Source organism: Kocuria sp. KKT182 (genome assembly GCF_055635395.1).
Window position 1 is genome coordinate 16,081 of the sequence record NZ_JBVMVZ010000003.1, and the last position, 26,408, is coordinate 42,488.

General features: G+C 68.3%; 25 protein-coding genes. 15 read left to right on the plus strand and 10 right to left on the minus strand.

Annotated features, from left to right (window positions below; genetic code table 11):
* The first annotated feature begins 62 nt into the window (after window positions 1-62).
* Entirely contained in the window at window positions 63-773 is a 711-nt protein-coding gene (locus ACZ2G1_RS19110) for an AbiV family abortive infection protein (protein WP_336650610.1), read from the plus strand.
* A gap of 123 nt (window positions 774-896) precedes the next feature.
* Here ACZ2G1_RS19110 and ACZ2G1_RS19115 read toward each other — a convergent pair whose 3' ends face one another.
* The 4 genes from ACZ2G1_RS19115 to ACZ2G1_RS19130 all read right to left on the minus strand — a co-directional run bounded on the left by ACZ2G1_RS19115 (window position 897) and on the right by ACZ2G1_RS19130 (window position 4,443).
* Window positions 897-1,538, minus strand: a complete 642-nt coding sequence (locus ACZ2G1_RS19115; protein ID WP_470377959.1) for a methyltransferase family protein — start codon at window positions 1,536-1,538, stop codon at window positions 897-899.
* A gap of 84 nt (window positions 1,539-1,622) precedes the next feature.
* Entirely contained in the window at window positions 1,623-2,372 is a 750-nt protein-coding gene (locus ACZ2G1_RS19120; protein WP_336650612.1) for a cytochrome c biogenesis CcdA family protein, read from the minus strand.
* A 226-nt stretch (window positions 2,373-2,598) separates the two neighbouring features.
* The gene (locus ACZ2G1_RS19125; RefSeq protein WP_336650613.1) at window positions 2,599-2,976 is read right to left on the minus strand and encodes an ArsR/SmtB family transcription factor; all 378 of its coding nucleotides are present in this window, start codon (window positions 2,974-2,976) and stop codon (window positions 2,599-2,601) included.
* Between the two features lie 96 nt (window positions 2,977-3,072).
* Window positions 3,073-4,443 carry a phenylacetate--CoA ligase family protein gene (locus tag ACZ2G1_RS19130; RefSeq protein ID WP_336650614.1) on the minus strand — a complete coding sequence of 457 codons (1,371 nt, stop codon included), beginning with the start codon at window positions 4,441-4,443 and terminating at the stop codon, window positions 3,073-3,075.
* 397 nt (window positions 4,444-4,840) lie between these two features.
* Here ACZ2G1_RS19130 and ACZ2G1_RS19135 point away from each other — a divergent pair, with 397 nt between their 5' ends.
* Entirely contained in the window at window positions 4,841-5,530 is a 690-nt protein-coding gene (locus ACZ2G1_RS19135) for a DsbA family protein (RefSeq protein WP_336650615.1), read from the plus strand.
* 42 nt (window positions 5,531-5,572) lie between these two features.
* Window positions 5,573-6,217, plus strand: a complete 645-nt coding sequence (locus ACZ2G1_RS19140; protein ID WP_336650616.1) for a vitamin K epoxide reductase family protein — start codon at window positions 5,573-5,575, stop codon at window positions 6,215-6,217.
* A 527-nt stretch (window positions 6,218-6,744) separates the two neighbouring features.
* Here the strand turns inward: ACZ2G1_RS19140 and ccsB are convergent.
* The 3 genes from ccsB to ACZ2G1_RS19155 are packed head-to-tail and all read right to left on the minus strand — an operon-like array spanning window position 6,745 to window position 10,178.
* Window positions 6,745-7,788 (minus strand): c-type cytochrome biogenesis protein CcsB, encoded by a 1,044-nt coding sequence (gene ccsB / locus ACZ2G1_RS19145; RefSeq protein WP_336650617.1) that lies wholly within the window; start codon window positions 7,786-7,788, stop codon window positions 6,745-6,747.
* Between the two features lie 15 nt (window positions 7,789-7,803).
* Window positions 7,804-9,603: a cytochrome c biogenesis protein ResB gene (gene resB / locus ACZ2G1_RS19150; RefSeq protein ID WP_336650618.1), complete on the minus strand. Its 1,800-nt coding sequence runs from the start codon at window positions 9,601-9,603 to the stop codon at window positions 7,804-7,806.
* Window positions 9,600-10,178, minus strand: coding sequence for a TlpA family protein disulfide reductase (locus ACZ2G1_RS19155; protein ID WP_336650619.1), 579 nt, complete (start codon window positions 10,176-10,178; stop codon window positions 9,600-9,602). Before ACZ2G1_RS19155 ends, resB begins: the two co-directional genes overlap by 4 nt.
* An 863-nt stretch (window positions 10,179-11,041) precedes the next feature.
* On the opposite strand from ACZ2G1_RS19155, the gene ACZ2G1_RS19160 reads away from it, so the two are divergent.
* The 10 genes from ACZ2G1_RS19160 (at window position 11,042) to ACZ2G1_RS19205 (ending at window position 18,841) form a co-directional block, all read left to right on the plus strand.
* A complete protein-coding gene (locus tag ACZ2G1_RS19160) occupies window positions 11,042-12,991 on the plus strand; it encodes a heavy metal translocating P-type ATPase (RefSeq protein ID WP_336650620.1) in 1,950 nt (649 codons plus the stop codon).
* Window positions 12,988-13,503, plus strand: coding sequence for a signal peptidase II (gene lspA / locus ACZ2G1_RS19165; RefSeq protein WP_336650621.1), 516 nt, complete (start codon window positions 12,988-12,990; stop codon window positions 13,501-13,503). The genes ACZ2G1_RS19160 and lspA overlap by 4 nt, the downstream gene beginning before the upstream one ends.
* A 134-nt stretch (window positions 13,504-13,637) precedes the next feature.
* Window positions 13,638-13,985: an ArsR/SmtB family transcription factor gene (locus ACZ2G1_RS19170; RefSeq protein WP_336650622.1), complete on the plus strand. Its 348-nt coding sequence runs from the start codon at window positions 13,638-13,640 to the stop codon at window positions 13,983-13,985.
* Between the two features lie 235 nt (window positions 13,986-14,220).
* The gene (locus tag ACZ2G1_RS19175; protein ID WP_336650623.1) at window positions 14,221-14,826 is read left to right on the plus strand and encodes a cadmium resistance transporter; all 606 of its coding nucleotides are present in this window, start codon (window positions 14,221-14,223) and stop codon (window positions 14,824-14,826) included.
* Window positions 14,827-15,010: 184 nt separating this feature from the next.
* Window positions 15,011-15,655, plus strand: a complete 645-nt coding sequence (locus ACZ2G1_RS19180) for a class I SAM-dependent methyltransferase (protein WP_336650624.1) — start codon at window positions 15,011-15,013, stop codon at window positions 15,653-15,655.
* Window positions 15,652-16,188 carry a DinB family protein gene (locus ACZ2G1_RS19185; protein ID WP_336650625.1) on the plus strand — a complete coding sequence of 179 codons (537 nt, stop codon included), beginning with the start codon at window positions 15,652-15,654 and terminating at the stop codon, window positions 16,186-16,188. Before ACZ2G1_RS19180 ends, ACZ2G1_RS19185 begins: the two co-directional genes overlap by 4 nt.
* A gap of 109 nt (window positions 16,189-16,297) precedes the next feature.
* Entirely contained in the window at window positions 16,298-16,696 is a 399-nt protein-coding gene (locus tag ACZ2G1_RS19190) for an ArsR/SmtB family transcription factor (RefSeq protein WP_048896403.1), read from the plus strand.
* Window positions 16,693-17,571 carry a permease gene (locus tag ACZ2G1_RS19195; RefSeq protein ID WP_176338507.1) on the plus strand — a complete coding sequence of 293 codons (879 nt, stop codon included), beginning with the start codon at window positions 16,693-16,695 and terminating at the stop codon, window positions 17,569-17,571. The genes ACZ2G1_RS19190 and ACZ2G1_RS19195 overlap by 4 nt, the downstream gene beginning before the upstream one ends.
* Window positions 17,572-17,614: 43 nt before the next feature.
* Entirely contained in the window at window positions 17,615-17,776 is a 162-nt protein-coding gene (locus ACZ2G1_RS19200; protein WP_154676754.1) for a hypothetical protein, read from the plus strand.
* A 78-nt stretch (window positions 17,777-17,854) separates the two neighbouring features.
* A complete protein-coding gene (locus ACZ2G1_RS19205) occupies window positions 17,855-18,841 on the plus strand; it encodes an IS481 family transposase (protein ID WP_048896402.1) in 987 nt (328 codons plus the stop codon).
* 217 nt (window positions 18,842-19,058) lie between these two features.
* On the opposite strand, the gene ACZ2G1_RS19210 is transcribed toward ACZ2G1_RS19205, so the two are convergent.
* The gene (locus ACZ2G1_RS19210) at window positions 19,059-19,436 is read right to left on the minus strand and encodes a hypothetical protein (RefSeq protein WP_470377946.1); all 378 of its coding nucleotides are present in this window, start codon (window positions 19,434-19,436) and stop codon (window positions 19,059-19,061) included.
* A 221-nt stretch (window positions 19,437-19,657) separates the two neighbouring features.
* Between ACZ2G1_RS19210 and ACZ2G1_RS19215 the strand changes: the two genes are divergently transcribed.
* On the plus strand, window positions 19,658-20,038 hold the full coding sequence (locus ACZ2G1_RS19215) for a VOC family protein (protein ID WP_336650627.1): 381 nt from the start codon (window positions 19,658-19,660) through the stop codon (window positions 20,036-20,038).
* A gap of 9 nt (window positions 20,039-20,047) precedes the next feature.
* Here ACZ2G1_RS19215 and mobF read toward each other — a convergent pair whose 3' ends face one another.
* Window positions 20,048-24,562 (minus strand): MobF family relaxase, encoded by a 4,515-nt coding sequence (gene mobF / locus ACZ2G1_RS19220; RefSeq protein WP_470377960.1) that lies wholly within the window; start codon window positions 24,560-24,562, stop codon window positions 20,048-20,050.
* Window positions 24,563-25,086: 524 nt separating this feature from the next.
* Here mobF and ACZ2G1_RS19225 point away from each other — a divergent pair.
* Window positions 25,087-25,506, plus strand: coding sequence for a hypothetical protein (locus ACZ2G1_RS19225; RefSeq protein ID WP_470377947.1), 420 nt, complete (start codon window positions 25,087-25,089; stop codon window positions 25,504-25,506).
* 23 nt (window positions 25,507-25,529) lie between these two features.
* Here ACZ2G1_RS19225 and ACZ2G1_RS19230 read toward each other — a convergent pair whose 3' ends face one another.
* A complete protein-coding gene (locus tag ACZ2G1_RS19230; protein WP_470377948.1) occupies window positions 25,530-26,393 on the minus strand; it encodes a protein NO VEIN domain-containing protein in 864 nt (287 codons plus the stop codon).
* Window positions 26,394-26,408: the final 15 nt, after the last annotated feature.

Consider the following 26,408-nt stretch of genomic DNA (forward strand, 5'->3'; position numbering starts at 1 on the left):
GTGCGTGAGACGACCCCGATCCGCACCTCAGTCCTGTCGGGCCACTGGGCGACACTGGGACTATGACCAAAAAGAGTGCCGTAGAAGCGCGGGAGTTCTGGAAGGCACTGGTGGATAACGCGTCCGCACTGATTTCCGATGCCCATGTCCTCCTCGCTGCTGAGTCCTATGGGCGCGCGAGGTCGCTTACTGTTCTGGCGCAGGAGGAGCTGGGCAAGGCGCTGTGGATCTATGACGCCTTCGAGCGTGCATGGAGCGTTGGTGATGACTCGCCCCGCGCCATGAGCGTACTCAGGCAGCACGGACGCAACCATACGAAGAAGTACCTAGAAGCGGTCGTCTATGGCGATGAGCTTGCGTCCTTTTGGGGCGATTACAGCTTGATGTCCAGATTCATGCGGGAGGGAGAGTCCTGGGAAGAAGCCTGGGATCGGAGGAAGAAGGAGGCCGAAGCCGCTGCGGTCGAGGCCAACCTGGCTAAGCAGCGTGGGTTCTACGTGGACCGTGATGATGACGGCGCTGTCCTTTCACCTACGAGCATCGAGACCGGCACCGTTGCCCAGGACCTCCAGACCGCCGCGCAGGTTGTTGAGATGCTGCTCATCCGCGATCACACTCGGATGAAGCGGGAAGCAGTCACCCCGTATGACAGCACTCACGAACAGCAGTTCCGCCTGCTGCCTGTCTCTCACCCCGAGGACTGGGCTGTGGCCTCCGAGAACTTCAAGGATGGACGGCCCATCGACCACTCAGGCGAGGACCAGGAACACTAACCTGACACCTGACCGGGTATGGCCTCGGGAACCCCGATGTCGTGGCACCACCGGGCCCCTTGATAGTTTCCGCTCCCGCCATGCTCCTGTTGGTTCAGCCCTTGCGTCGTGGCCGCCCTTGTCTCAGGACACCTTCTCGCTACGGGGTGCGCGAGGCAGCCGACCAATGCCGGGCAGAAAACGGCCGACCCGGGCAGCGTAGGCGGCATAGTTCTGACGGTGGGTGGCCAGCAGGTAGGGCTCCTCCACCAGGCGGACCTGAAGCTCGACGGCCAGCAGCAGGCACAGCCACGCCGCGGCGCTGACCACAGTGGGCACCATGAGCATCAGGCCGAACAGGGTGGTGAGCATCGCGGTGAAGATGGGGTTGCGGATGACCGCGAAGGCCCCGGTGGTGACCAGCTCGGTGCGCTCGGTGGCATCGACCCCGATCCGCCAGGAAGCACCCATGCCGGCCTGGGAGGCCAGCACGCCGGCGAACCCTAGGACGGTGATGACCAGACCGGCCCACGGGATGACATCGGGCATGCGGGGTGCGGTTACGGTGTCGGTGAGAGTCAGGACGGGTGCGGCTGCGCCGAGCATCAGGGCCACGGCGAAGAGGAGCCCGCCCCACCACTCGGCCGTCCCGGGTGCTCCGCTGATGCCGCGGAAGCCGGTGGAGCCGGTGCGGGCCCGGTGGATCCAGGACCGCACACCGAACGCGGCCACCAGACCGGTCCAATACAGCCCCAGCGCGAGGGCCGGGGCCAGGTCGGTCATCATCATCGTCCTCCTGGATGGGTTGGTCAGCCCATGCTGGGGCGGCCTTCGTAGGATCGGGCGCTCATGAGCGGCGCCCTGCGGGGCTCAGACGGGGGTGATGAAGGTTCCGGCGAGGCTTTGGAGCTGGTAGATCCACTGCATCCAGATTCCGGTCACCATCAGCAGCCCCACGGCGATCAGCACGGCTCCGCCGGCGATGTTGAAGGTGCGGATGTTGCGGCGGATGTAGGTCAGGGTCGTGGTGACCCAGTTGAGGCCGGCGGCGACCAGGATGAAGGGGATGCCCAGTCCCAGGCAGTAGAGGAAGCCCAGCAGCGCCCCGCGCCAGGCCCCGCCGGTGGTGGTGCTCAGCGCCAGGACCGCGCTCAGCGTCGGGCCCATGCAGGGGGTCCAGCCCAGGCCGAAGACCACCCCCAGCAGCGGGGCCCCGGCGATGCCGGTCTGCGGAGCGAAGGTGGGTTTGAGGGTGCGCTGGAGAAGGGAGAATTTCCCCACCATGACCAGGCCCATGAGAACGACCAGTAGGCCCAGGGTGCGGATCATGGGGTCTTGCCAGCGCACCAGCCACCCGCCCAGGGTGCCGAAGGCGGCCCCGTAGAGGGTGAAGACGGCGGCGAAGCCGAGGATGAACAGCCCCACCCCGGAAAGCACTCGTCGGCGGTTGTCCGGGCTGGTGGGGTTGGTGAGTCCGGAGACGTAGCCGAGGTAGCCGGGCACCAGCGGCAGGATGCAGGGGGAGATGAAGGAGACGATTCCGGCGATCACTGCCAGGGGCGCGGCGATGAGCAGGGCCCCGGAATTCACGGTCTCGGCGAAGTAGCCCCCGATGCTCACGCCCGTCCCTCCCCGCCACTGCAGAACGGTGAGTCAGGACGGGCGCCGCAACGGCTTCTGGGGTGAACGCCCACAGCGATCGGGCAAGGGCATGAAGGGGCAGGGTGGAACACGGCTGGGGAAGTCTCCTGGAATCGGGGGCGGGCTCACCGTTGAAACCGGCGTCCCAGCGCCTTCGGCTGGCCCGGGCGGGCGCAGTACAGCGGGGTCTGCACCGTGGAGGTGCTTACCGGGTGTGGGCGTGATCCGGTCGGGGCTGCTGGGCGACCGTGCCGTAGGTCGGGCACAGGTCCACCGCGTTGCCGGTGGCGGCCAGGAGGGCCTCGGCGGCGGCGAGCAGATCCATCAGCTCGGGACGTGTCAGGGAGTAGTAGATGCTTCGCCCCTGGGTGCGGCCCTGCACGAGACCGCAGTCGCGCAGGCAGGCCACATGGGCCGAGATGGTGGACTGGGCCAAGCCCAGTTCGGCGGTCAGCTCTGCCACGCGCACCTCGCCCTGGGCCATCCGCTGCACGATGGCCAGACGTTTGGGGTCTCCCAGGGAGTGGAACAGGGCCGCGGCCGGATCCAGGCCGGCACCTGCACAGTCAGAGATGATCGTCATGAATCGATCATAGCAATGGGGCTTCCCGCCCTCGGGGTTGCGGTGGCCGATCCACTCCCATGCAGCGGGGTAGGGCCCGTGATGGTGGTCCTGCGGTTAGGACGGGTCCAAGGGGATGATCATGCGCAGTTTTCCCCCGGCGGTGAGCTGCGGCGGGTCCGGGTCCACAGTGAGATGCACGTGCCCCAGGCCGTGGTCGGTCAGCACGCGGGTGATCTGTTGCCGGGCTTCCTGTTCGGCACGGGTCGGGTCCGCGCCGGGGGCCGGGCGCAGGCGCAGGCTGAGCTCGGTGGGTCCGGTCTGGAGGAGCTGGGACTGCTGCACTCCGGGGATCCGGTCCATCACCGAGCTCAGTGTCAGCGGGGTCAGTGTGGCGGTGGTGCCGTCGGGGTGGGAGAAGGTGAGCAGGTCGGCAGTACGGCCCTGGACACGGATGGCCGGCAACGGATTGCCGCACGGGCAGGGCTCGGGGCGGGCCAGCACACTGTCGCCGAGGTCGTAGCGGATGACCGGCTGGATGCGATTGGCCAGGTTGGACACCAGCACGGTGTGCGAGGGCTGCCCGGCGGCCACGGGCCGGTGGTCGGCGTCGACGGGCTCCAGCAGCACCCAGTCACTGTTGACGTGCAACCAGCCCTCGGTGCAGCTGTAGCTCAGAAACGGGCATTCGGTGGCGGCGTAGCTATGACGCACCAGGGCCCCGAACGCAGCGGCGATCCGGGCGTACTCCCGGTCCGGGAGGCCCTCAGCGGCAGGTACGACCAGGGCGGGGTGGATGTGCAAACGCCCGGCCTCCTGTTCATCGGTCAGCAACCGCAAGGTCGAGGCGTAGGGGGCCAGCACGGCCGGGTCGAAAGCGTTGAGCTGGGCCACCAGCTGCGGCACGGGGTCTTGGACCGAGAAGGCCCCAATCCGGGAGGCGGCCCGGCCCCGGCGCAGCCCTGCTGCGGCGGCACCGGAGGCGAAGTGCCCCCCGGTGGCGACCACCATGGCCAGGCGCCCGCCCCGGGTGAGGATGCGGGCCAGATCTGCCGGGGTGAGCCAGTCGGTGAGCATGCGCCAGGCCATCGCAGAGGTCACCGCCATGGAGCGGTCATCGACCAGGAACAGCCCGCGGACACCGGTGGTCCCGGAAGTGGTGGCCACGGTGTAGCGACCCAATAACTGGTGACCGATCAGGGCGGGATCGGCCACGAACGCTTCGACGTCAGCCAGGGTGACGGCCGGATCGGTCACCCACTCGTCGAAGTGGACCATCAGCTCGGCCTTGGCAGTGGCCGGCAACAGCTGCGGGTCGGTGATGTGGGCCGGCAGGCCCTGATAGTGCCGGCGGTAGTACGGCGAGGAGGTCCGGGCATGCCGCACCATTTCTGCCAGGCGGTCCCGTTGCCGGCGGGCCAGGCCCTCGGCCTCACCTCTGCGGGAAGCACGGGCGTCAAGCAACAGGCGGAGAGTGTGCGCTGGCATGCCGTGTCCTGAGTCTGTGGGGAAGCTATCTGGCCCCGGGGTCCCGGAAGCCATGGTGTGCGCGGGTGCCGGCCCGGACACGAGCCAGCAACCTGGACCGATTATTGCGCTAATATCGTCAGAAAGCGATGACCGGGAGGGGCAGTCGACGCCCCTATGCGGCGAACGGCGTCTGCGGGCCACCGGCCAGCCTTGGCGCCTGGTGTCGCCGGCACAGGCTTGCACTCGGCTGGGCTCCAGATCCGGCCTCTACAATGCCGGGGGCGCCGAGCTTGTCCGATCCGCCCACCGGCCCCAAGATCCCCCTCTGCCCCTGACCGGTAACCCCTGGGCAACCGTCCCTCCCGTTCCTCCATCAGCACTACGGCACTACGGCCTGATACAGAATGGATTTTGCGTGAGCACCTCCACCAACACCTCGAAAAAGACGTCGCAGAAGACCTCGGCGAAGCCCAAGATTCTGGTGTGGATTCTGCTGGCCGCTGTGGTGGTCGCTGCGGTCATCGCCTTTTTCACCACCCGCGGCACCTCCACTGCCGCCGCCCCGGAGGATGCCGGGCAGGTGGTGCGGGAGAACAGCCGGGTGCTCTCGAAGGCCCCGAACGAACAGGCCGTGCTGGTGGAGTTCCTGGACTACGAGTGCGAGTCCTGCCGGGCCGCCTACCCCTTCATCGAGGACCTGCGCGCCGAGTACGCCGACACCGTCACCTTCGTCCACCGCTACTTCCCACTGCCGGGCCACCGCAACTCCATGAACGCCGCCCTCGCGGTCGAGGCCGCCGCTCAGCAGGGACAGTACGAGCCGATGTACCAGCGCATGTACGAGACCCAGGCCGAATGGGGGGAGTCGGGCGAGGACAAGAGCGCGGTCTTCCGCGGCTTCGCCGTAGACCTCGGCCTGGACATGGCCGCCTTTGATGCCGCAGTGGCCGATCCGGCCACCACCGAGCGGATCAAGCTCGATGTGGCCGACGGTGAGGCCCTGGGTGTAGGCGGTACCCCCACCTTCTACCTCGACGGGGAAGTCCTGAACCCGGAATCACTGGAGCAGTTCCGGGCCGAGGTCGAGACCGCCGCCACCGACTGACCCACCCCACCAACACCGCACGCACCATCGATGGGAACCGTCATGACCGACCAGTCCACTATCGCCCGCTCCCGCGGTATCGAGCCGGCAGTCGAGGCGGACCTGCCCCGTTTCGCCCGTCACGGGCCCTTTGCGACCCTGCTACTGGTCACCGGGATCATCGGCTGGATTGCCTCGGCGATCCTGGTGCTCGAACGCCTTCAGCTCTACAAAGACCCCGACCATGTCACCAGTTGTGACATCAACCCGTGGGTGTCGTGCGGGCAGGTGATGGGCACCTGGCAGTCGGAGCTGTTCGGCTTCCCCAATCCGTTGATCGGCATCGTCGCCTTCGCCGTGGTCATCACCACCGCCATGGCAGCCCTCTCCGGGGCGCGGCTTGGTCGCTGGTACTGGGTAGGGCTGCAGGTCGGGGTCACTCTGGGCATGGTGTTCGTGATCTGGTTGTGGTCCCAGGCGTTGTTTTCGATCTACATCCTGTGCCTGTACTGCATGATCGTGTGGGCGGCGATGATCCCGCTGTTCATCCTGCTCACCGTGCGCAATCTCGCCCACGGCGTCATCCCTGCCCCGCCGGGGTTGGTGCGCTTCGCTTCCGAGTGGGCCTGGACCCTGGTCGCCATCGCCTACGTGGCCGTGGCCGCTTCGGTGTTCTTCCGCTTCTTCACCGCCTTCACCGGTCTGTGACCAACCCTTGAACAGGCCTCGGCCCCGACGCCTCTCGGGGAGAGGTGCCGGGGTCGCAGTCTGTGCGGGAGCAGGGGACAGGACGGCCCTGCATCAGGGTGTGCAGCTGTTCCGGGTGTTCCTCGGTGAGATCTCTGCGCGGGCACAGCGCTCCTGCAGGATCGCCTGGGTGCGTCGGCCGTCACCGCGGGGGGTCCGCTTCCGCTGGGGCAATCGATGATCGCGCGGTCGCGCAGCGCCCCGAATGCCAGGACGCCGATCAGCACCACCACTATGAGCAGCAGGAGCCACAGCCCCATGCTCATCGCGCCGCAGCAGCGCACCGCACGGGTGACCTTCGCGAGTTGGCGAGGACCGGGCAACGGTGCATCCTGCTCGGGACGTTAAAAAGTTATCCACCGGGCCGTGGCGGCGCCGGGACAACCACGCGAAAGAACTGCTCTCGGCATCGGGAGTTCCTCAAGGTGCGGGCCGGGGGCCACGATCGGCCCACCCCGCGGTTAGTCGGAGGCTCGCGCTGCGCGGGATTACAGCCCGGAGTAGGAGTGCAGTCCGGGGAAGACCGTGTTGACCACGGTGAAGTTGAAGATGACGCAGAGGTAGCCGACGATCGACAGCCACGCCGACCGGTTGCCGGTCCAGCCCCGGGTGGCGCGGGCGTGCATGTAGGCGGCGTAGACCACCCAGATCACGAAGGTCCAGACCTCCTTGGTGTCCCAGCCCCAGTAGCGGCCCCAGGCCTGCTCAGCCCAAATCGCGCCGGCGGCGAGGATAAAGGTCCAGAACGCGAAGCCCACCGCATTGAGCCGGAAGGACAGGTTCTCCAGCGCCTGGGAGGACGGGACCATCGCCAGGAAGCCCATGCCGGGCCGGTCGCCGGACAGGATCGCCTGCTCCCGCCGGGCCTGCAGCAGCTGCAGGAGCGCCATGGCGAAGGTGATGGTGAAGACCCCGGAGGCGGCCACGGCGATGGACACGTGGATCACCAGCCACCAGGACTGCAGCGCCGGGACCAGCGGTCCCACAGGGGTGGGGAAGCCGATGGTGGCCGCGCAGAGCATGATCACCACGAGCCCGGCCACCAGCGAGCCCACGAAGCGCAGGTCGCGCATCCACAAGGAGACGAGGTAGACCCCGGCGACGACCAGGGCGCCGGTGGTGCAGAACTCGTACATGTTGCCCCACGGCACCCGTGCCGCGGCGATCGAGCGGGCCACCACCGCGGCGAGGTGGAGCACGAAGGCCAGGACCATAACGGCCACCGCCACCCGGGCGGCGGGACGGCGTTCCCCGGTGTAGCGCATCTGCTCGTCCGCCACGTGCCCGGCCAGGACGGAGCGCGCGCTCGTGTGGTAGCCGCGCCCCCGGTTCCCGGTGCCGGTGCCGGCCGGCGCGGCGCCGACTAGGGCGCGGTCGGCCTCGGTGTGCCGGTCGGTCTGTCCGGGTGCGTGGAGGGTCTTGGCGTGGGAGGCCATGTCCCAGGCGAAGGCGATGAAGCTGACCAGATAGGTCAGGGCGGCCAGGAGCATGAACAGTTCGCTCCAGGTGCCCAGGGTCTCGTTGACGGGCATGGGCTCCTCGTCCTCTCAGTCGTTGGTGGGGCCGCGGTGGGCCCGGTGTGTGGTCTTCTCGAGGGCAGACACTGCGGGGGCATCGGCGCTGTCGTGCACTCCGATCGCCTCCCAGCGGGTAGTGAACACCTCGCCCAGCGACTCGGCCTCCGCACGCAGCCGCGGGTCCTCCCCGCGGGCCAGCAGTCCGTACTCCAGGACGGTGGCCGGCCGGCCCTGGTCGTCGAGGTCGGTGGTGGCGCGCACCCACACGCGGCGGCGGGCGATGAACATCGACATCAGCAGCCCCGTGAACGCGGCCACAAAGGAGATGAAGGCCCCGGTGCGTCCGGGGTCATAGACGATGTCCAGGCCCACGTAGCGCTTCACGTCCAGGAACTCGATGGTGCCCTTGCCCTCGGGCAGCTCGTGCACGGGGTTCGCGGCATCCAGGGTGATCGCCCCGTTGTCGCTCATCATCGAATTGAGCTCGGTGAGCGGCTCGACGTCGAGCACGTACACGTTCTGCGGGGCCCCGGTGTCCAGGCCCAGGTCCCCGGAGTAGGAGGACAGGATCAACCGGGGATTGGCCAGACCCGGGTCGGCCGACCGCGGCATCCCGTCCGGGCCGGTGACCGCGGTGGGCAGCAGCAGCCCGGTGAAGCCCAGCTGATCGGGGCGCGCGTCGGGGACCTTGAGGGTCAGGTTGGAGGTGTAGACCCCGTCGACCGGGATCGTCACCACCGGGCCCTCGAACGCCACGTCCCCGTTGCCGTCGGTCACCCGGATCACCGGGGCGTAGCCGTTGCCCACCAGAAAGGCTTTCACCCCGTCGACGTTGACCGGAGCGTTGACTTTCAGCGTCTCCTGGCGCGGGGCCGCTCCCGGGGCGTCCTGGACGGTGACCTCGGCGGTGAAGTCGATCGGGGCCCCGTAGTTCCGGGGGTTGGTGGTGTCGCGGTAGAACTCGGAGGAGAAGTCGTCCAAGCGCAAGGACAAGGGTTCGAGCCATTCGGGGTTGTAGTTGGTGCCCGGGGTGAAGGAGTCGTAGCCGATCAGGGTGTTCACGAAGGACTCGCCCTCCACCAGGATCTTCTGTCCCTTGTAGCCGAACAGGGAGCCCACGGCCACGGAGATCAGCACCCCCAGCAGCGCCAGGTGGAAGACGACGTTGCCGACCTCCTTCCACATCCCCCGCTCGGCCGCCACCGACGGGGCGGCCGTGCCGATCTCGCGCACGGCCACCCGATAGCCGCGTCTGCGCAGCAGCTGGGCGGCCTCAGCCACGACCTCGTCCGGGGTCGGTGCCGCAGCACCGGTCCGCCCGCCCAGAGTCAGGGTCCGGTGCTCGGGCAGCCGCTGAAGCCGCTTAGGGGTGCGCGGGGGCTGGGCCCGCCAGGCCCGCCAGTGCTTCCCCGCCCGCGGGAGCACACACCCCACGAGGGAGACGAACAGGAGGATGTAGATGGCCGAGAACCACGCCGAGGAGAACACGTCGAAGAGCTGCAACCGGTCCAGCCACGGCCCCAGGACGGGGTTGTTGTCGATGTAGTCGCTCACCCGAGCGGGGTCCTGGATCCGCTGCGGGAAGATCGAGCCGGGCACCGCCGCGACGGCCAGTAGCAGCAGCAGGAACAGCGCGGTGTTCATCTTCGTCAGCTGCGTCCACGCCCACCGGGCCATGCCCACCGGCCCCAGCGCCGGAACCTCGACATCACCGGAACCCGTGACGGGACCGCCGGACGAGGTGCCCCAGGAGCCACCGGCGGTGGTGCCCTCAGCGTTGTGGGTGGTTCTGCTCCCGGGGTGGGGACCGGAGGAGGTGCCGGTGCTCATGCCGTCTCGCCTGCCACGTCCGCCAGGAGAGTTTCGAGGATCGACCGGTCGGCCAGGCCCAGGATGCGCGCCGCGACCCGCCCGTCGGCGTCGAGCACCAGCGTGGTGGGCACCGCCTGCGGCGGCACGTAGGCGCTCAAGGCCATCAGCACACCTCCGTCCTTGTCCTCGAAGGAGGGGTAAGGAATCCCGAAGGTGCGCTCGAAGGCCTCGGCGGTGGCCTTCTCGTCGCGCAGGTTCACCCCGTAGAAGGCGACCGACCCGTCGAAGCGTTGGGCGAGTTCCTTCAGGTCGGGGGCCTCCACTCGGCACGGGGCGCACCCGGCGTACCAGAAGTTCAGCAGTACCGGCGTTCCGCGCAGGTCTTCGGCGGTCACGGTGGTGCCGTCGAAGAGGGTGCCGGCGAACTGCACGGGCTCCCCTCGTTCCCCGGCGGGGTACTCCGAGACGGTGCCGTCTCCGGCGATGTAGCCCTTCTCATCGCCCGCGTTCGCCTGCTGGGCCAGCGAGTCCTCCTCCGCGCCACAGCCGGCCAGGGCCACCCCGAGCACCCCCCACCCGGCCAGAGAAAGCACCCGGCGTCGAGACGGATAAGCGGAGAGGGAAGAGGATGAGGTCACGGGAGTTTCACCTGAACATCGGAACGGATTCGCGGACAAGGAGGGGTTGAACGTGCCCCGGTCACCAGGGACCGGGAAGCTGATCGGCTCCTGGACACCACACGGTGGGTCCACCTCGAGCTCCCTGGAGAAGTCGGGGCGCTGGAGCACCACCCCCCGGGGATGATCGCCATTTATCGATCATAGTAGCGGGGATTCCACCGGCACCCGGCACGGCTCGTGTGGCTGCCGGGGTCCTCCAGGGCACGGCTGCGGGGTGCCCGGCACTTGCAGTGGCGCCCCTTCAGGGACTGGGCCCCGCCGTGGCGGGCAGTGCATCAATCCCCGGCCTTGGCGTGCTCGCCCCTGGCATCCTCGCCATGGGTGTCCACTCCATCCATCACTTCATGGCCGGCAGGGGTAACGAGGACTCGCAAGACCGATCAGGGACACCTGTCCTTTACGCTAATATCGCCCCATGACGATCGGACGGGTTGGGGCTTTCGCTTCCTGCCCACCGTTGAGAGCAGCGGCCTTGTTCTACGCGCTCAGCAACCCGACTCCGCTGACCATGCTCCTGCGCATGACGGGTGGGGAAGTAGGCGTCAGCGAGTTGGCTGGGAAGCGGGCCTGGCCCAGGCGGCCTGCCTGCGCGGCTGCGCGCTGCTCCCAGTCCGGGCCCGGGGGCGCAGCATCTGCTACTCCCTGACCCGCCCCGAGGTGGAGGAACTGCCCTCCACCACCCAGACCTTGGTGCCGGCCACCGGCACTGCCGTGGAGCCGTGCACCACCTACGTTCCCCTGGTGCCTGAGACCCCTGTGATGAAGGAGACTGTCCGATGAGCGATGCCTGCGGGTGCGGCGACGAGAAGAACGAGACCGGCGAGTCCGGGGAGGAAGCCGAGGGATTCTGGCAGGTGCGTGAGGTCCGTGCCGCCGCGATCGCCGGGGTGCTGCTGCTGGCGGGGTGGGTCCTGTCGATGGTTGGGGTCCCCCTGTGGGTGGCGCTGAGCCTGGAGACGGCGGCGCTGCTGGTGGCCGGGTGGACGTTCGTGCCCTCCACCCTGCGCCGGCTGGCCCGGGGCAAGATCGGGGTCGGCACGCTGATGACCATCGCCGCCGTTGGTGCCGTGGCCTTGGGGCAGATCGAGGAAGCAGCGATGCTGGCCTTCCTCTACGCCATTGCCGAGGCCCTGGAGGAGTACTCGGTGGCACGCACCCGGCGCGGGCTGCGCGCGCTGCTGGACCTGGTCCCGGATCAGGCCACGGTGCTGCGCGGCGGGGTGCAGGTCACCGTGGCCCCGGCCGAGCTGGTGCCCGGGGACCTGATGGTGGTCCGGCCCGGGGAGCGGGTGGCCACCGACGGACGGATCCTCACCGGGCGCACCTCGGTGGACACCTCGGCGCTGACCGGGGAGTCCGTGCCGGTGGAGGTCGGCCCGGGCTCGGAGGTCTACGCCGGGTCCATCAACGGCACCGGTCCGCTGGAGGTGGAGGTCACCAGCACGGCCGAGAACAACTCTCTGGCGAAGATCGTGCACATCGTCGAGACTGAGCAGTCCCGCAAGGGCCCCGGACAGCGCCTGGCCGATGCCATCGCGAGCAAGCTGGTGCCGGGGATCCTCATCGTCGCCGCGCTGATCATCGCCTACGGGTTCGTCGTCGGGGAGCCGGCGCTGTGGTTCGAACGCGCCCTGGTCGTGCTGGTCGCGGCCTCTCCGTGTGCCCTGGCGATCTCGGTGCCCGTCACCGTGGTCGCCTCGGTAGGCGCGGCCAGCCGCATCGGGGTGCTGATCAAGGGCGGGGCCGCGGTGGAGACTTTGGGCAAGATCGGCACCATCGCCCTGGACAAGACCGGCACCCTCACCCGCAACAACCCGGCCGTCATCGAGGTCGCCACCACGCCCGGGGTGAGCCGGGAACGGGTGCTGGGGCTGGCTGCCGGACTGGAGGCCCGCAGCGAACACCCCCTGGCCCGGGCCATCCTCGCCGCCACCGACCAGCGGGCCGAGGTGACCCATGTGGACACCGTTCCCGGGGCCGGGCTCTACGGCACCTTCGAGGATGCGCGCCTGCGCCTGGGCCGCCCCGGGTGGATCACCCCCGGACCCCTGGCGGCGGAGATCGAGCGGATGCAGCGGGCCGGGGCCACCGCAGTGCTCATCGAGCAGGACGGGGCCGTCATCGGGGCGATCGCGGTGCGCGATGAGCTGCGCCCGGAAGCCCGGGAAGTGATCACCCGGCTCAACCGCGCCGGGTACACCACCGCGATGCTCACCGGGGACAACACCCTCACCGCCACCGCCCTGGCCGAAGCCGCCGGGATCACCCAGGTCCACGCCGATCTGCGCCCGGAGGACAAGGCAGAGATCATCCGCACCCTCAAGGAGCAGCACCCCACGGCGATGGTCGGTGACGGCGTCAACGACGCCCCGGCCCTGGCCACCGCCGACATCGGCATCGCCATGGGGGCGATGGGCACCGACGTGGCCATCGAGACCGCCGACATCGCCCTGATGGGCGAGGACCTCCACCACCTGCCCCAGGCGCTCGAGCACGCCCGGCGGACCCGGTCGATCATGCTCCAGAACGTCGGGGTGTCCCTGGCGCTGATCGCGGTGCTGATCCCCCTGGCCCTGTTCGGCATCCTGGGCCTGGCCGCGGTGGTGCTGGTGCACGAGGTGGCCGAGATCCTGATCATCGGCAACGGGGTGCGCGCCGGCCGGCTCTCCCGCCGCACCCAGCTGCCCACTACCCAGCCCGCCCCGGCCCTGGAGCCGGCCGCATGAGCGCCCCCGTCGCCGGGCAGGCTGGCTCTTCGTCTCGATCTGCTCGCCGGTCCCGGATCGTCCTGCTGGCCGGGTCGGCGGTGCTGGCCGCCGTCGATCTGGTTCTCAAAGCCGTGGCCTCAGCCCGTCTCGCCGACGGGACCACGGTAGACCTGGGACTGCTCACGCTGCAGCTGCACCACAACACCGGGGTGGCCTTCAGCCTCGGCGCGGGCCTGCCCACCGGGGTGGTCATCGCCGCGACCGGGGCGATCATCGTCGGGCTGATCTGGTATCTGCTCGTTGCAGCACCCACCCTGAACCGGCTGGCCCACACCGGAGCAACCCTGATGCTGGGGGGCGCGGTGGGGAATATCCTGGACCGCCTCGACGGGGGAGGGGTGGTGGACTACCTGCACACCGGGTGGTTTCCCACCTTCAACCTCGCCGACGTCTTCGTCACCACCGGGGCCGGGCTCCTGATCCTGGGCACCCTGATGGCCCCGGCACCTCGGAGCGCCTCCACCGATTAACCGCCCCCGCGCACCCCATTACCAGGGCCGCCGAGACCCACCATGACTGGGAATGAAGTCTGTGCGCCGTTCCCGGTGATCGGCATCGCATCAATTCCGCCAAATCAATCGGATTTAAGCGATATGATCGTTTTATGACGAACACTGCTTGTGCCCCCGTCCTGGCCCCGGCCGTGGCCCTGTTCCACTCCCTGTCCGATCCCACTCGCCTGGCCATCGTGGCCCGCCTGGCCGGTGGTGAAGCCCGGGTGCGGGACCTGGTGGAGGAAACAGGCCTGGCCCAGTCCACCGTCTCCACCCATGTGGCGTGTCTGCGTGACTGCGGGCTGGTGGCCGGACGCGTCGAGGGGCGGCAGATCTTCTACGCTCTGACCCGCCCGGAGCTGATGGATGTACTCGCCGCCGCCGAGACCCTGCTGGCATCCACCGGCTCCCAGGTCGCGCTGTGCCCCGCCTACGGCACCTCCGTTCAAGAGCACTGACCAATACCCCACCATCACCGGGCCCACCCACAACGTGAGGGTGACGTTGGCGCTGGTACGCCTCCGGGCGCCCATGACGGGCGCCGAGGCCCACCCCCGGTGACAGTGCCCCGGTGGTAGGGCCAGGGGCATCGGCTCCCGACAGCCTTCCCATGCTTCCCCGGTCGGCCACCCGGCACAGCGCAGCAGGCCAGGTCCCGGCCGAGGACCCCCGATTCCAAAGGAAAGACAGGTTATGGAACTCATCTCCCCCGTGCTGCAGGCGATCGGCCTGTTCGCGGCCACCAACATCGACGACATCATCGTGCTCTCCCTGTTCTTCGCCCGCGGAGCCGGGGCCCGCGGCACCACCGCCAAGATCGGGATCGGCCAGTACGTAGGCTTCGGCGGCATCTTGGTCGCCTCCGTGCTGGTGACCCTGGGCGCCAGCACCTTCTTGCCCCCTGAGGCCATTCCCTATTTCGGCCTCATCCCCCTGGTGCTGGGCCTCATCGCGGCCTGGAAGGTCTGGCGCAGCGACGACGATGATGACGATGACGAGGGGAAGGTTGCCGGCAAACAGGTCAGCATTTGGACCGTCGCGGCAGTGACCTTTGCCAACGGCGGGGACAACATCGGGGTCTACGTGCCCGTGTTCGTCACCGTGGGCCCCACCGCGATGGTGGCTTACTGCATCGCCTTTTTGGCCATGGTCGCGGTGTTGGTGGCCATCGCCAAGTACGTCGCCACCCGCAAGCCCATCGCCGAGGTCCTGGAACGGTGGGAGCACATCCTGTTCCCGATCGTGCTGATCGGCCTGGGCGTGGTCATTCTCCTCGAAGGCGGCGCTTTCGGCCTCTAGGCCACCCGTCGGCGGACCTCAGCCCTGTGGTGGGGCCCCAGGATCCCTTGGATCAACGTCCGGGCAGGGCTGAGGGTGGGGTGACCGGTGAGGGTGTGCCGGGGTTTGCCCGGACGGTTCACTGCCGTCCATCGGAAAGCTAGGCTCGGCGGAAACCACGCGGGTGCCCCGAGAGGTGGAGACTATGCCGAAGATGTCCGCTCTGGAGGCCTCCTTCTGCCGCAGCGCGCCGTGGGGTCTGGTGGCCCGGCGGATGATTCCTTGGGCGACCCAGGGCTTTCCCCTCACCGGGGACGTGCTGGAGATCGGTGGGGGCAGCGCCGCTATGGCCGCCGCCCTCGCCCGATCCCATCCCCAGGTGCGACTCACCACCACCGATGCCGACCCGGTGATGGTCGAAGCCGCCCAGAAACGCCTGACCGGATTCCCCCTGGCGGAGGCGCGTGAGGCCGATGCCACCCGGTTGCCCTTCGAGGACGGATCGTTCGACACGGTGTTGAGCTTCCTGATGCTCCACCACGTCATCGAGTGGGAACGCACGGTGACTGAGGTCGCCCGGGTCCTGCGGCCGGGTGGGGCTTTCGTGGGATACGACCTGCTCGCCTCCCGCGCCGCTTCCTGGGTACACCTGGCCGACCGGTCCCCTCATAGGCTCATCGAGCCGGGAGCCTTCGAACCCGCCCTCAGGCAAGCCGGCCTCAAGCCGGTGCACCTGCGCGATTCCTTCGGTGGTGGGGTGCTGCGCTTTATCGCCCAGAAGCCGACCAGCACGCAGGACCCTCCCGACAACGACAACGACATCGACATCGCGTCGAGGAGGAGCCGGTGAACAGCTCACCCCTCACCCGCCGGGCGATCCACGAGGAGCTGGAGCGGGTCCGGTCGGACTTCCACACCTTGGTGACCGCAGCGAGCCCGGCGGATCTGCGCCGCCCCTCGGCCGGCACCCGCTGGACCAACGGCCAGCTGCTGTTCCACATGTTCTTCGGCTACCTGGTCGTCCTGCGCCTGCTGCCCCTGGTGCGCCTGATGGGCCGGCTCCCGGATGCGGTCGGCCGCACCTTCGCCAGGGTCCTGGAGGCCGGCACCAGGCCCTTCCACGTGATCAACTACCTCAGCGACCGCGGTGCCGCCGGTGTGATCCACGGCCCGCGGCTGCTCCGGTGGTTCGACCGCACCCTTGACACCCTGCAGACCCGGCTTCAGGCCGAACCGGAGGACGTGCTGGCCCGAGGAATGCACATGCCCGTGCACTGGGACCCCTACTTCCGGGACTGGATGAGCCTGACCGAGCTCTACCACTACGGCACCCAGCACTACGACCACCACCGCAAGCAGCTGACTCTCAGCACAACATCGTGAAACCACCCCGAGTCACCAGTTTGGTGATCTAGGTGTACTGACCGGACACGTTGATCGATAGACAAGTCGCCACTTGTGACAGAAGGCCACGCTTGTCTATAGTGTGGGTATGACAGTTTCACTGGATGTTGCCCTGCCGCGCACGGACCTGTCGGCGCGGGATCACGCGCGGATGCTTGCTCCGTTGTTGAAGCCTTTGTCAGACGAGAACAGACTGATGATCGTGCTGACGCTTGCGGCGGGGGCGTGCTCGAACAAGAAGTTGCAGGAGGCCACCGGGTTGAGCCAGGCGCTGGTGAGTCACCATGTGGCAGCCTTGCGGCAAGCGCAGCTGATCAGTGTGCGGGCCGAGGGCCGGTCCAACATCTACGCGCTGTGTTGTGAGCAGTTGGCGGCGCCGGTGCAGTGGCTCGCTCACTTGGCGACTCTCACTCCAGAGGGACAGAAGGCGTGCTGCACTGCCCCAGCAGGGGAGGGTCAGGCATCGACTGAGGGTGCTGCGCGGTGATTCATGCGGTACAGACCTTCGGGTTGATCCTGGTCGAGTTGCTCGTCCTGTTCTCGCTGATCTCGGTGCTCGTTGCGCTGGTGAACCGGCGGTTCGGGCCGGATCGGATCCAGAGCTGGATGGCCGATGGGCGCCTTCCCGGCCCGCTCAAGGGGCTACTGCTGGGGGCGATCACGCCGTTCTGTTCCTGTTCGACGCTGCCGGTGCTGGCTGGGATGTTGAAGTCGGGGGTGGCGTTCCGGACGTCGATGACCTTCCTGATCTCGTCACCGCTGCTGGATCCCATCATCGTGGCCGGGGTGGTGCTGCTGTTCGACTGGCGTATCGCGTTGGTCTACACGGTGGTCACCGCCGCATGGTCCCTGCTCGCCCCCCTAGTATGGGAACGACTCGGCATGGCCAGCCAGCTCAAGCGAGTCAAGGTCGTCGGCGACGACAGCACCCCCCACCCCTGGGCAGGCCTGCGCAACGAGATCCGGCCCGCACTCGGCGAGGCCTGGGCCGATCTGAGACCGCTGCTCGTCCCGATGGTGCTGGGTGTCTCGGTCGGTGCATTTATCTACGGTTTCGTGCCTCAGGACCAACTCGCCGCGGTCGCTGGCGACGACAAACCGTGGGCCGTGCCGTTGGCCGCCGTGCTTGGCGTTCCGCTTTACGTGCGTATCGAGACGATGCTGCCCATCGGCTTGGCCCTCAGCTCGACCGGCATGGGGCTAGGTGCAGTGTTCGCGCTGATGATCGGCGGCGCCGGAGCCTCGATCCCCGAGATCTCGATGCTCACCACCTTGTTCAAGCCCCGACTGGTCGTCACTTTCGTGGTCACTGTCATCGGCACGGCCATCGCCGCCGGCTACCTCATCCCACTGATCGCCTGACCCAACCACCACATTCCCAACCACACGAGGAGAACAAGCAACCATGGGACTCAAGGACCTCTTCACCGCACGCAAGCAGGACAGCAGTTGCTGCGGGGCCCAGATCGTGCCCGACGATGACGACCAGCCCCAGAGCGAGCAGGGAACACCCACCGAGACGGCTGCCTCTTCAGCGCCGAACAGCGAGGACACGGACGGCAACTGACATACCGAATCGATGGGGCTGCACCACAGGGTGCAGCCCCATCACTGTCTCCACCCGCTCGTCACCAGGAAGACCACCATGTCCCACGCCAATGCCGCCCTCACTCCGCGTCACCGCCTCAAGGTTGCCCAGCTGGTTGTTGACCACGGATGGCCGATCAGCGAGGTCGCTGCCCGGTTCCAGGTCTCCTGGCCCACCGTGAAGCGCTGGGCTGACCGCTACCGGGCCGGTCAGTCCATGCAGGACCGCAGCTCACGGCCTCACCGCTCCCCGAACAAGACCAGCCCCACGACTGCGAAGCGCTGTATCCAGCTCCGGCTGCGTCTGCGGGAAGGTCCGGTTCAGTTGGCATACCGGATTGGCGTTGCTCCGTCGACAGTCCACCGGATCTTGGTCGACGTCCACTTGAACCGCCTGTCGCACGTCGACCGTGCCACTGGAGAGCCTGTTCGTCGCTACGAGCACGACCACCCCGGGGCGATGCTGCACGTCGACGTGAAGAAGCTCGGCAACATCCCAGACGGCGGAGGCTGGCGCTACGTCGGCCGACGACAAGGCGAGAAGAACCGCGCAGCCACACCCGACAAGCCCAAGAACAAGCACTACGACCCGTTGATGGGCAAGGCCTACGTCCACACCGTCATCGACGACCACTCCCGCGTCGCCTACGCCGAGATCCACGACGACGAAACAGCCCACACCGCCACAGCGGTCCTGGCCAGGGCCGTCAAGTGGTTCAACGCCCGCGGGGTGACCGTCGAGCGGGTCCTGTCGGACAACGGTGGCGCCTATCGCTCACACCTGTGGCGCGACACCTGCGCCGAGCTGGGAATCAGGCACAAACGGACCAGGCCGTATCGCCCGCAGACCAACGGCAAGATCGAGCGCTTCCACCGCACCCTGGCCGACGGCTGGGCCTACGCCCGCTGCTACACCTCCGAGACGGAGCGTCGCGGCGAACTCGACGGCTGGCTGCACTACTACAACCATCACCGGCCCCACACAGCCTGCAGCAACCAGCCGCCCTTCTCACGATTGACCAACGTGTCCGGTCAGTACATCTAGGCAGGGGATACCTTGGACGTGGACCGCCCCGAATCATCCCGTTGGATCGCGGTACCGTCAGGCCCTTCCCACGCCCCCGCCAGCAGCCGCTGGCATAACCGACGCCAAGAGTGGACGCGGACCTGTCCCCGAAGCACATGGGTCATGACCGGGGCGAGTTGCCCGCTTCGAAGGCAGCGGGCCCCGAAGACGATGAGCCGGACAGTGGGCTGGTGTATCAGGTGTCTGCGTTTCCGTCGAACATCTCGCCCTGGCCGCACATGCTGTCGAGGGCGTCTTGCATCATCCCGGCGGAGATTGCCGGGGAGTCGCCCTCAGCGGCCGACATGATCGGGACGACCGCCGGGGCGACGTTGCGCAGCTCGACGGCTACTTCCTCAGGCGCCTCCCGTTCGATGTCTGCGAGAGTCTCGGCGTAATCGCTGATGAGACCTCGGGCGAAGTCCTGTTGTTCGGGGGTGAGCTCGCTATCGGTTCGATCCAAGATTTCCGGGTGTTCCTGGAGGGCAGAGTCGTGCAGGGTTTGCTCGGCCCGGGCGATCGCCGCGCAAGACTCTTCCCGGGTTCTCGGCTGCGGACTCATCGCCTGCTCCACAGCCTCAGCTCCACTTCCTGGCGCGGAGGTCTCACCACCGCAGCCGGAGGCCAGGATCATCAGCCCCAGCGCTACTACGGACACCATTGCTCGCTTCATCGTTTTCCTTCTGGGCACCGGGGGCAGAGCGGGGAAAGCCACCTGCAGACTACTGATCACTACTCAGTGGGCCGGGCATCAGGCGGTCCGGCCGCGCCGGGACGCGGCAGTAGCGTGGGGACATGACTCAACGCGTAGGACAGCTCGCCTCGATCTCCCTCGATTGCCCGGACCCCGACCAGCTGGCGGCTTTCTACTCCCGGCTACTGGGGCTTGAGGAAGCATTTGCCACCCCGGACCGCGGGGTCATCGCCCTGGCTGGGGCGGGCCCGATGCTCACGCTGATGCGCGCCGAAAACTACGTCAAGCCGTCTTGGCCCGAAGGTTCCCAGCACCAGCAGATGCACCTGGACGTGGCCGTAGAGGACCTGGAGCCGGCCGTCACCGCTGCCGTAGCAGCCGGCGCCCGTCCCGCCCAGCACCAGCCCGCCCCTGAGCAGTGGCGGGTGCTTCTTGATCCTGCCGGGCATCCCTTCTGCCTCACCGTCGTCAGCCCCGACTGAGGTCAGGATTCATAGGCTTCGGCCACCGTCGCGGCGGGAGTTGTCGGCGGCGCGACGAGTGGCCGCGGCGCGGTCCTCTTGTCGGTTGGCCTTCCGCTCGACGCGTTCGGCAACCTTGATGCGCTTAGCCACCTCGGCATGCTTGGCGTGCCAGGAGGGACCGGAGGTTTGCTGGCGGGACTGCTCGGCGTTCTCGGACACGGCGGGCTCCTTCTTCTGTGGCTCCGGCGCGGGAAAGACCGGCTCCTGGGTGGTAGCTGCATCGGTGGTCGGGGTGGCCTGTTGGGTCTGGGCCCGGTGGCGGGCCACTGCGCGGGCGATCAACTCGTCTGTGGTCAGCACGCGCCGGGGCTCCTCGGCTACCGGGGCCGTGGCGGCTTCGGTGGCTGCGGCCTCCCGCGCCTGGGGGGCGGGAAGCGGATCAGTGGCCTGGGCGCGGGTAGTGCGCAGCGCCTCCACGGCCTCCTGGGCCGGGGCCGGGGTAGCGCGCACCCGCTCAGCCACGTGCGCCTCATCGACGGCCTGACGGATCTGCGCGGGCGTCTGCGGGGCCGCGGTGGTGAGCGCGGAGTGCTTGTGCAGCGCGGTAGCGCGAGCCACCAGCGCGGCCGCCACCGGATCCTCCTGATGAGCCTTGGGAATCAGCGCGGCCTCGTGGGCGGCGATGTTGTAGCGGTTCCGATACGCCTCGACCTCAGCGGCGACCTGGTGCCACTCGGCCGCCTTGGCGGGCTTTGCCGGCACCGGCCCCAGGGCCGCGGTCCACTCCGGAGCCGCTTCGGCCAGCTCGGCCCCGCGCACCTGGACGCGCTCCTCCATCCGGGTGCGCAGCCGCTCCAGCTGCTCCCGGTACTGCACCGGCACCTGCCGGTCGTTGATCAGCGTGGTCGGGGCCAGGTCCTCGCTCACCCGGCGCCCGTCCGCCACCGGGGCAGGTGCTGGGGTCTTAGCGGCCACTGAGCGCACATGCTGCTCGGCGGCGATCGCCTCCCCGATCGACACTCCCGTGTCGGTGCGGAGGCGCTCACCGCGGGCGATCTGCTCCACCGCCGTCTGCTCCGGGGACATCCCCGCCCGGCGCTCCTGCTCGGCGCCCATCGTGCGAGCCACCCAGTCCAGGTGCACCGATGTGGTGGACTCCCACAGCTCCGGGGGCAGGGCCAGGTTCTCGGCCTCCGCACTGGCCTTCGCCTCAGCCAGCTGCGCCGAGGGCATCCAGGCGTAGGGGTGGGCCGCCCACTGCGGGTCCTCGACCTGGGACGGGTGCTGGGCGGCCCCAGCGCGCTGGGCCAGCTTCTCCAGGTGCTCGTCGGTGAGGTTGCCCAGGGGCCGGCGGTCGGTGTCGTCGATGATCCGCTGGGCGGCCTCGATCCGGTGTTCCAGCCGCCATGCCAGCACGGCGGCCGGGTCCTCCGCACCACCAAAGCCGCGCTGATGCACTGCCCGGTTCAGTAGTTCGGCCGGGTCCATGCCGGCCTGCTGGGCGGTGTGCAGGTGCGTGGCCACCGCGCCCCACGCCTCGCTATTGGTGAAGTCGGCGGCCTTGTCCGCGCCCAGGACGTCCACGGCCATCGTGCGCGTCTTGGCCGTCCAGGCAGCTTCAACGGTCTCGCGGTAGACCTCACCCAACATGGCGACGTCGCCGTTACGCATGGCCTCAGCGGCCACCGTCTCGTGGGCGGACAGGTTCCGGTCGTAGGCCCCGGCGATGGCCTCCAGGACCTCGTCGCGGCTCTGCCCGTCGCTCAATGCGACGTAGAGCTGATTGCTTTCCCGCCCTCGGGTGGCAGCGACATAGGCGGCGGCCCGGTCGGTGGAGTCGTCCAGGATCGCGTGGGCGGTGTCCACGGTCGCACCCTGGGCGCGGTGCACGGTCGCGGCATATCCGAGCTGGCCGTGCTTGGCCAGGTACTCGGCATCCAGGGTGATCTTGCCGCCGTGGCCGGTGTGGCGCAGCGTGGCGGTGTCCGCTCCCACCTTCTCGACGGTCCAGACGTCGTTGTTCTTCACGAAGTCCTTGCCGCCGTTGAGCTGCAAGGTGCGGTCGTTGCGGCGGGTCACCACCACGTCCCCGGTGTGGGCGGTGAGGCCGTCGCGCAGCACCACGGACTCTCCGGTGGCGTCCAAGGCCCCGGTGGCGATCCGGGCCGCCTGGGCGCGGGCGTTCAGGTCAGTGACGGTGGTGTTGTCGGTGGCGATCAGGAGGGACCGCTTGCCCGCTTCGGTGTCGGTGATCCAGGCCCGCAGTGCGGTGTCGGTCATGGCCTCGGTGTCCCCGGCGACCACACGGCGGTTGTCCATGTACCAGGCCCACGGGGTGTCCGCACCGGCCGCCGGGGGCTCGCGCAAGGCCAGGGACGCGGCCGCTTCCCCTTCGGTGTGGAAGCGGTGCACGGCTTCCAGGCGGGTCGCGCCCACCTCGTGGTCCAGCAGCCGCAGCGCCCCGCCGGAGCCGATCGCCCCGAGTTGCCGGTCATCACCAATGGCTCGAACGACGGCCCCGTGGCGGGCTGCCACGTTCACGAGCTCGGCCAGCTTCGGGGTGGTGACCATGCCCACCTCGTCCAGGATCAGCACGTCCCCGGAGTGCAGCTGGGCGGCCCCAGTGCGGCCGGTGCGGTGCGCGATCAGGAAAGCGTCAATGGTCGTCGCTTGGGCCCCAATGTCGGCGGACATGACGGCAGCCGCGGCCGCGGTCGGGGCCAGCCCGACGACGTTGCCGCCGGTCGCGCGCACCGCATCAGCGGCCAGGGACAGGCTCGTAGTCTTGCCGGCACCAGCCGGGCCGATACCCAGGACCAGCAGCTTCTCATCGCACGCGAAGGCACGGGCCAGGGCCACCTGCCCGTCACTGAGGGGGCCGGTGTGGGCGGCCAGCACCTCCTCAAAGGTCTGGGCGGACACGGCCGGGATGACGGTGCGCTGGGCGGCGGCGAGCACCTGGTGCTCGGTCTCCAGGACCTCGCGGGAGGTGAACACCGCGGCGTCCGAACGGATGAACTGGCTGGTGCCATCAGCCCGGGTGAACTCCGCCAGGTGCGGTACGTCCGTCTGCGGGGTGACGGACAGGCTGTGGGTGCCGGTGGCTTCCTTGACCACCTCGGCCACCAGCTCATCGGGCACGGTGCGCCCGATCATGGCCTCTTTCAGGTGCCGGCGGGTCTGGGCGTGGACGTGGTTCACACTCCAGGTGGCCCGCTTCTGTGACAACTCGTGGACGACCAGGCGGGCGTGCTCGCTGACGTTGATCTGGGTGGCGTCGGGTCCGGTCGGCAGCCCATTGGCGGCCGCCCGCACGTGGGCCAACAGGTCGTCGCCGACCGGCATCTGTACCTGCTGCCCGTACTCGTCTGCCCACTGCTCGACCAGTTCGGACAGGCGCCGAGCCGACTTCTTCGCCGGCCTGGACTCCAGGGTGGCTTGCTGAGCTAGAGCGATTTTCTGCTTGGCGTTGGGGGCGTATCCGTGGCGGTCGGTGAACTCCGCGTGCAGCCGATCCAGGGTCCCGGCAATGTCGGCCCGGCGGGAAGAGGCGTGGTGGATGGCATCCAGGTCCACCCCGGCGATCTCATAGATCGGCTCGTTCCCACCGGCCATGCGGGGCACGGCAGCGACACCGAGGGAGGCGGTGACTTTCTCCATCACCTTGGCGTTGTAGGTCTCCGAGGCGGCCACGTTCATCCGGTACAAGGTGCGCCCGTCCAGGGAGGACCACTTCCCGTCCGCACCCAAAACCTTGTTGGCGATCACCACGTGATCATGCAGCTGCGGGTCCCCATTGCGGGAGTCGTAGTGGCGGAACTGGGTGGCCACCAGCCCGCCCTCGACGTCGATCTGCCGCACGCCGTTGCGGCCGCGCCGGGTGTACGTGCCCTCCTGCTCCAGGAAGCTCAGTGTCTCCGCGATGGCCTCGTTGTGCGCGGTCTCGACGGCCTTGCGGGCCTCGTCTCCGCCCAGGGCCCAGAGCAGAGAGACGGACTTGGCCGGGGAGAACACCAGGTCATAACCGGCCACGGTCTGCTGCTTCGGGGTGGTCTGGGCGGTGATGAACCGGCCCAGCTCCTCCTTGTCCCGCACGTCGCGTCCGTGGGTCTCACGGAACAGCTGCCCCCCGACTCGGCCGCGGATGATCTGCCGCTCCTCCCGCGTCGGAGCGGCCCCGGTAGTGCGTTCGTGCCGGGCGATTTCCTCGTCCAGGCGGCGGGTCAGCTCGGTATTGGCCTGGTCATACTTGTGGAACTTCTGCCCCAGGCCGATCTTCTCGCCGGTGCCGCCGGCGGCCAGGATGCGGTCCGCGTCCGGGTGGATTCCCTCCCCGAACAGGGCCGCCATCTGCGCCTCGGTGACCTCCCCGGACACCCCCAGCAGCGCCTCGGAGTGAGCCACCCACTGCCCCGGAGGCATGCCCTCCACGGTGTAGTAGTCGCCCAGCTCCCGGCCCTCCGCGCGCAGCTCATCAGCGGAGGCGACCTCGCTGGTGTAGTAGGCATACCCGTCCCCAGCACTGAGCTTATGGACGGTCATCACAGAAGCAATCTATCGCGTTTTCATCCTCGTTTATCAATGATGCATGAGGTGTGACGGTCTAGTAGGGCGGGAAGGGCCGATGCGAGCTTGCGAGTCATCGAGTCGAGCGACCCAGAGTGTCCGTCACGGCTGTGACGCGGTTGTGCCCACGAGACCTGGAGTGTGGGCAGGTGATGCCCTTGAACGTACGAGGAACGAGGACAGACAAAGTTGCATCAGCTGTCCACACTCCAGGTCGACTGGGTGCAAGCGAACCAGGTTGTCCACGCGCGGGTTTCGGGTGGGCAACCTGCACGAGGTTTCGCGGGCGGTTGTGGGTCCGGTGAAGGGACCGGAGGATTGATCCCGGAGCCGGTCCACAGCCCCCGCGAAAGCTCAGGACACTGTCGCCCCCTGGGGCGCCCTTTCCGGGTGCGCCAGACCTGCCGGCGGCGGGGCCGGCGCGAAGTAGCCGGGTTATGACCGTTAGGGCGGTGGTGTTCAATGGATGGGAATGTTGTTGCTGATGTGAAGGAGTGGTGATGGCGCAGCGGAAGAGTGCGACGAAGACCGAGGCGCGGGAACGGGCCCGGAAGGCGGCTGCGGAGTCGATGGCTCGGGAGGAGCGGTTGCTGGAAATGGGCGAGGAGTTCTTCGTCGCTCAGGGCGAGGCCGAGCAGATCCTGGAGACGGCCGAGCATCGCATCGCGGAGATTCGTGCCAAGGCTGAGCAGGAGGCCGCTCAGGCCAGGCAGGCGCAGGCCGGTGTGGTCGTGCGCATGAAGGGGGAGCGGGTGGCGGTGGCCGATATTGCTCAGCGATTGGAGCTGTCAGCGGCCGCGGTGCGCGCTCTCTTGAAGGACAACAAGGGTGACGACGCTGCGACGTCGAAGGAGGCCGGTTTCGCCGACGTGACGGCTCCAGCCGACAGTGAGCTGGAGCGAGAGACCGTCGACGCGTAGATCCTGCCCGGTGACTCGTCAGCTCACTCTGCGGCCAGGACTGTCTCGCGTGTGGTGGCCCACCGGTACTGGGTCGCCTGCAGGTCTTCGTCTGCTGGATCCCATGGACTCACGGTGAACCGGGCATCCTTGTCCTCGAGCTCACCGTCCTCGGTGAACCGCAGGCCGCTGAGGATGCCGATAACGCATTCACCGGGGTGTCGCCGAGCGTGGTCGACTTCCCCGCTGGTCACGGTCACGGACGCGCCGTTGGACTGCGTGCCTTTGGCCTCCAGGTAACGGGTCTGTCCGTTCTTCCGCGCGATGGCGTCGTAGGGGCCGTCGAAGCGGACGTCGGCGACCTCCCACCCACGATCGCGGTAGTAGGTCTCCAGGCGGGACTGGGCGGCGTCTTCCAGGGCCTTTCGCCGCTGGGGGTCCAGGACCCGCCCTTGTCCCTCGGAGTCGGGGGACAAGGGCTCATCGGTCGCCAGGACCTCATCGTGTTCCGGTGTCGGATGGTAGGTCAGCGCAGCCCGGTTCCGTGGCCGCCCGGCACCCATGAGAGCGTCGTGCACCCGATGGCCTTCGGGCAGCACGAACCCCCGGAGGGCTCGACGTCGTTGGCCGTTCTTCCAGAACTGCGGACCGACGCCCTCGATCCCGGTGATGACGGCCACCAGCACGACTTCTCCGCGCCAGGAGAAGGTGGCGATCCGCTCGCCCTCGATGCGGTCCCCGAACCGCCAGACTCCTCGGTTGTACTCCCAGACCTCTTCGAGAGCTGCCTCCGGATTCCAGCCCTGCCAGGGCCGTCCCGCCCATGACTCCTTCGGGTCGAGGATCTTTCGGTCGAAGAGCTTGAAGTTGATGGCCATCGGGTCTTTCAGCCTTATCTCTCGATGCATGTGCAGACCGTGGTG

Excerpts from the sequence above, each read along its gene's own strand:
- ACZ2G1_RS19175 (WP_336650623.1), top strand. The coding sequence starts at position 14,221 with ATGGAACTCATCTCCCCCGTGCTGCAGGCGATCGGCCTGTTCGCGGCC.
- ACZ2G1_RS19180 (WP_336650624.1), top strand. The coding sequence starts at position 15,011 with ATGCCGAAGATGTCCGCTCTGGAGGCCTCCTTCTGCCGCAGCGCGCCG.
- lspA (WP_336650621.1), top strand. The coding sequence starts at position 12,988 with ATGAGCGCCCCCGTCGCCGGGCAGGCTGGCTCTTCGTCTCGATCTGCT.
- ACZ2G1_RS19160 (WP_336650620.1), top strand. The coding sequence starts at position 11,042 with ATGAGCGATGCCTGCGGGTGCGGCGACGAGAAGAACGAGACCGGCGAG.
- ACZ2G1_RS19130 (WP_336650614.1), bottom strand. The coding sequence starts at position 4,443 with ATGCCAGCGCACACTCTCCGCCTGTTGCTTGACGCCCGTGCTTCCCGC.
- ACZ2G1_RS19215 (WP_336650627.1), top strand. The coding sequence starts at position 19,658 with ATGACTCAACGCGTAGGACAGCTCGCCTCGATCTCCCTCGATTGCCCG.
- ACZ2G1_RS19205 (WP_048896402.1), top strand. The coding sequence starts at position 17,855 with ATGTCCCACGCCAATGCCGCCCTCACTCCGCGTCACCGCCTCAAGGTT.
- ACZ2G1_RS19170 (WP_336650622.1), top strand. The coding sequence starts at position 13,638 with ATGACGAACACTGCTTGTGCCCCCGTCCTGGCCCCGGCCGTGGCCCTG.
- ACZ2G1_RS19110 (WP_336650610.1), top strand. The coding sequence starts at position 63 with ATGACCAAAAAGAGTGCCGTAGAAGCGCGGGAGTTCTGGAAGGCACTG.
- ccsB (WP_336650617.1), bottom strand. The coding sequence starts at position 7,788 with ATGCCCGTCAACGAGACCCTGGGCACCTGGAGCGAACTGTTCATGCTC.
- resB (WP_336650618.1), bottom strand. The coding sequence starts at position 9,603 with ATGAGCACCGGCACCTCCTCCGGTCCCCACCCCGGGAGCAGAACCACC.
- ACZ2G1_RS19190 (WP_048896403.1), top strand. The coding sequence starts at position 16,298 with ATGACAGTTTCACTGGATGTTGCCCTGCCGCGCACGGACCTGTCGGCG.
- ACZ2G1_RS19225 (WP_470377947.1), top strand. The coding sequence starts at position 25,087 with ATGGCGCAGCGGAAGAGTGCGACGAAGACCGAGGCGCGGGAACGGGCC.
- ACZ2G1_RS19140 (WP_336650616.1), top strand. The coding sequence starts at position 5,573 with ATGACCGACCAGTCCACTATCGCCCGCTCCCGCGGTATCGAGCCGGCA.
- ACZ2G1_RS19230 (WP_470377948.1), bottom strand. The coding sequence starts at position 26,393 with ATGCATCGAGAGATAAGGCTGAAAGACCCGATGGCCATCAACTTCAAG.
- ACZ2G1_RS19125 (WP_336650613.1), bottom strand. The coding sequence starts at position 2,976 with ATGACGATCATCTCTGACTGTGCAGGTGCCGGCCTGGATCCGGCCGCG.
- ACZ2G1_RS19115 (WP_470377959.1), bottom strand. The coding sequence starts at position 1,538 with ATGATGACCGACCTGGCCCCGGCCCTCGCGCTGGGGCTGTATTGGACC.
- ACZ2G1_RS19200 (WP_154676754.1), top strand. The coding sequence starts at position 17,615 with ATGGGACTCAAGGACCTCTTCACCGCACGCAAGCAGGACAGCAGTTGC.
- mobF (WP_470377960.1), bottom strand. The coding sequence starts at position 24,562 with ATGACCGTCCATAAGCTCAGTGCTGGGGACGGGTATGCCTACTACACC.